The 1,650-nt window shown below is 55.1% G+C and carries 2 protein-coding genes; both read right to left on the minus strand.

What is annotated here, in order from left to right; translation table 11 throughout:
* Positions 1–361 precede the first annotated feature (361 nt).
* Positions 362–871, minus strand: a complete 510-nt coding sequence (locus AC1DRJ_RS26820; protein WP_477804812.1) for a BRO-N domain-containing protein — start codon at positions 869–871, stop codon at positions 362–364.
* Positions 872–1,160: 289 nt separating this feature from the next.
* Positions 1,161–1,650: type ISP restriction/modification enzyme (locus tag AC1DRJ_RS26825; RefSeq protein ID WP_477804813.1), on the minus strand; the 490-nt coding region annotated here is incomplete at its 5' end.

The following is a 1,650-nucleotide window of genomic DNA, read 5'->3' on the forward strand; positions in this document are numbered from 1 at the left end:
ATCGAACGCCGTCCTGCAATTGTCATTGGGGCATTGGAAGTGTTCTTTGGCGGAGTCGAACTCCATGGTTTCATCGAAATTCAAATCGCGCACGTCATAGATCGACAGCTTGTCGTCGAGGCTTAGGCAGTAGGCGAGGTCGAATTTCATGACGGGCTCGGGTCCTTGAGTGGGGAACGGTATTAATAGCGGGAGCCGGGGCGGGTTGCACTGACTGTTTTCAACACACCACGAAATCTGCGGCAACACACCAAATCTTGTAGGAGTGAGCCTGCTCGCGATGACGCCAGTGAATACGCCACTTAAACAAAATCCGCTACTTGAAACTCAAGCAGCGGATTTTCTTTACGGCAATGAATGATCAGAAGCCGCGCAACACCCGCGACGCCTTCCGCCACCAGGACCCGCGCTGATTGAAAGGATCATCCGTCAACACACAAGGCATGTCCCTCAACCGAATCCACGGCTCATCCTGCCAGTGCAACATGCAAAGCGACATCTTCGGCCAGTCCAGAACACTCAACGTTGGACGTTCAACTGACTTCGATGGACGGGCATCACGCAGCGCCGGAATCACTTGGTGCGTCAGCCATTCGCGCAGCAACCGATACTCCGGACAATAGTGATAAACCAGCAGCGCGTAGACGCCAGACTCGCTGATCATCAGACGTTCTTCTGCTGTACCGTGGGCATCCACCAGCATCATCTGTCGCTGGTCTGCGTCGAGCTTGCGTGACATGCGTTCGTCGAGGAATTTTCCCATCAGCCGCCCGAGGTCATGAGCGCAGAACCAGGCCTGGTTCTCCACCAGAAGCGCGTGAAGGTAGATGTCGTGACGAGTGAAAAGGGTTGAAGCGAGCGGTTCAGACATGGCGAACCTCCTGAAACGGAAGCACGCGATTGGACATATGGGGACGGCGATTCACCTTCATCATGAAGGTTGGATAGTCAGGCATTTCCTTTACCTCTGGCTGCTTTCTTAGGGCATTCGTTATGGGTGTCGGGAGCTAAGAAACCCACCAGAGACGGGCCGGACATATTCCCCTTTCGGGTCTTGTATTCGCCCACTCCCGACATAACGAGGATTTTCTCGCAGRCGTAAGGAAACCGCAGACGAAAAAAAGCCGCATGACTATCGGGTGCGGAGTGACACATGCGAATCAGATGTCGAGTGGAGGAAGAGACTTAACGATCTTCATCGTTTCAAGGCTGACGGTGACCACGCGTTGGAACAGTTCCAGTGGGTACTTGGGGTTGTTCATGGTTTCGATGGCCCAGTCGTTGGCGTCGTTGACGATGCCGCTGGCTTTGTCGGTGCGGACAGCTTGGCGCTCCATTACCCAATCAAGTGCGGCCTTGCTGTTGACCACGTAGTCCCAGGCCGCCTCGGGGATGCCCTTGAGGGTGATGCGGTGGTTGTAGATGACGGCGGTTTTGTCACCCTTCTTGGCCAGCTTCATCTTCTCCACACGGTAATCAGCATTGGTCAGCGTACCCTTGGCCTCGATAGTCAGCGGGTACGGCTCGACGGTTTCGTAGTTCAGGTGAAGGTCAGCCAGGGCACGGCCTGCCCTGCTGAAGGCCCAGAAATCGGCGGCCTTCTTCACTGCCGGAATGCGTGGTAGCTCCTTGCTTAGGTTATCGGCATAG

The sequence above is a fragment of the Pseudomonas sp. P5_B2 genome, from assembly GCF_056400445.1.